Source organism: Proteus hauseri (assembly GCF_040139125.1).
GTDB lineage: Bacteria > Pseudomonadota > Gammaproteobacteria > Enterobacterales > Enterobacteriaceae > Proteus > Proteus hauseri_B.
The window spans coordinates 1-1,628 of sequence record NZ_JBEEUB010000030.1; the positions used below are offsets into that span (position 1 = coordinate 1).

Annotated in this window: 2 protein-coding genes; one reads left to right on the forward strand and one right to left on the reverse strand. The window is 44.5% G+C overall.

Going from position 1 to position 1,628, the window contains the following annotated elements:
* The first annotated feature begins 176 nt into the window (after positions 1 to 176).
* Entirely contained in the window at positions 177 to 992 is an 816-nt protein-coding gene (locus ABN099_RS18975) for an APH(3')-I family aminoglycoside O-phosphotransferase (RefSeq protein ID WP_000018323.1), read from the forward strand.
* Between the two features lie 136 nt (positions 993 to 1,128).
* Here ABN099_RS18975 and ABN099_RS18980 read toward each other — a convergent pair whose 3' ends face one another.
* Positions 1,129 to 1,530 (reverse strand): LysR substrate-binding domain-containing protein, encoded by a 402-nt coding sequence (locus tag ABN099_RS18980; RefSeq protein ID WP_001183556.1) that lies wholly within the window; start codon positions 1,528 to 1,530, stop codon positions 1,129 to 1,131.
* Positions 1,531 to 1,628 lie beyond the last annotated feature (98 nt).

Consider the following 1,628-nt stretch of genomic DNA (forward strand, 5'->3'; position numbering starts at 1 on the left):
CACAGAATGATGTCACGCTGAAAATGCCGGCCTTTGAATGGGTTCATGTGCAGCTCCATCAGCAAAAGGGGATGATAAGTTTATCACCACCGACTATTTGCAACAGTGCCGATAAAAATATATCATCATGAACAATAAAACTGTCTGCTTACATAAACAGTAATACAAGGGGTGTTATGAGCCATATTCAACGGGAAACGTCTTGCTCGAGGCCGCGATTAAATTCCAACCTGGATGCTGATTTATATGGGTATAGATGGGCTCGCGATAATGTCGGGCAATCAGGTGCGACAATCTATCGATTGTATGGGAAGCCCGATGCGCCAGAGTTGTTTCTGAAACATGGCAAAGGTAGCGTTGCCAATGATGTTACAGATGAGATGGTCAGACTAAACTGGCTGACGGCATTTATGCCTCTTCCGACCATCAAGCATTTTATCCGTACTCCTGATGATGCATGGTTACTCACCACTGCGATCCCCGGGAAAACAGCATTCCAGGTATTAGAAGAATATCCTGATTCAGGTGAAAATATTGTTGATGCGCTGGCAGCGTTCCTGCGCCGGTTGCATTCGATTCCTGTTTGTAATTGTCCTTTTAACAGCGATCGCGCATTTCGTCTCGCTCAGGCGCAATCACGAATGAATAACGGTTTGGTTGATGCGAGTGATTTTGATGACGAGCGTAATGGCTGGCCTGTTGAACAAGTCTGGAAAGAAATGCATAAGCTTTTGCCATTCTCACCGGATTCAGTCGTCACTCATGGTGATTTCTCACTTGATAACCTTATTTTTGACGAGGGGAAATTAATAGGTTGTATTGATGTTGGACGAGTCGGAATCGCAGACCGATACCAGGATCTTGCCATCCTATGGAACTGCCTCGGTGAGTTTTCTCCTTCATTACAGAAACGGCTTTTTCAAAAATATGGTATTGATAATCCTGATATGAATAAATTGCAGTTTCATTTGATGCTCGATGAGTTTTTCTAATCAGAATTGGTTAATTGGTTGTAACACTGGCAGAGCATTACGCTGACTTGACGGGACGGCGCTTCCCTACCCTCATGGCCGCCTCCCAGGAATCGACCCAGGTGCTTATCGTGGACATAATCCTTTACTCATAAATTTATCTTATTCCATTATTGTACCTGTCACGCAAAACTTGCAGAAAAGCCATAAACGCAGGAGAATCCTGTCGGCGGTGAGGATAATAAATATGGTAGCCGTCAAAATATGGACACCACTCGGTCAGAACAGCAATCAGCTTGCCGCTTTTGATATATCCATCTGCAACATACTCGGGAATATAGGCAATCCCCAGCCCGTCTAATGCTGCATCGAGCTGATGAATCGTGCTGTTCGCAATATATTGCCCTTTGACTTTCAGACTGAATTTCTGAGCATCTTTCTCGAATTCCCAGGCGTACAATCCACTCGTATCAGAATAGCGGACGTTAATGCAGTTGTGGTTCAAAAGATCCTGCGGCTTCCTGGGCTTAGCATAACGCTTAAAATGGCACTGTTGCAAAGTTAGCGATGAGGCAGCCTTTTGTCTTATTCAAAGGCCTTACATTTCAAAAACTCTGCTTACCAGGCGCATTTCGCCCAGGGGATCACCATAATAAA

What these genes read in the sequence shown, in the direction of transcription:
- ABN099_RS18975 (WP_000018323.1), top strand. Translation starts at nt 177, where the DNA reads ATGAGCCATATTCAACGGGAAACGTCTTGCTCGAGGCCGCGATTAAAT.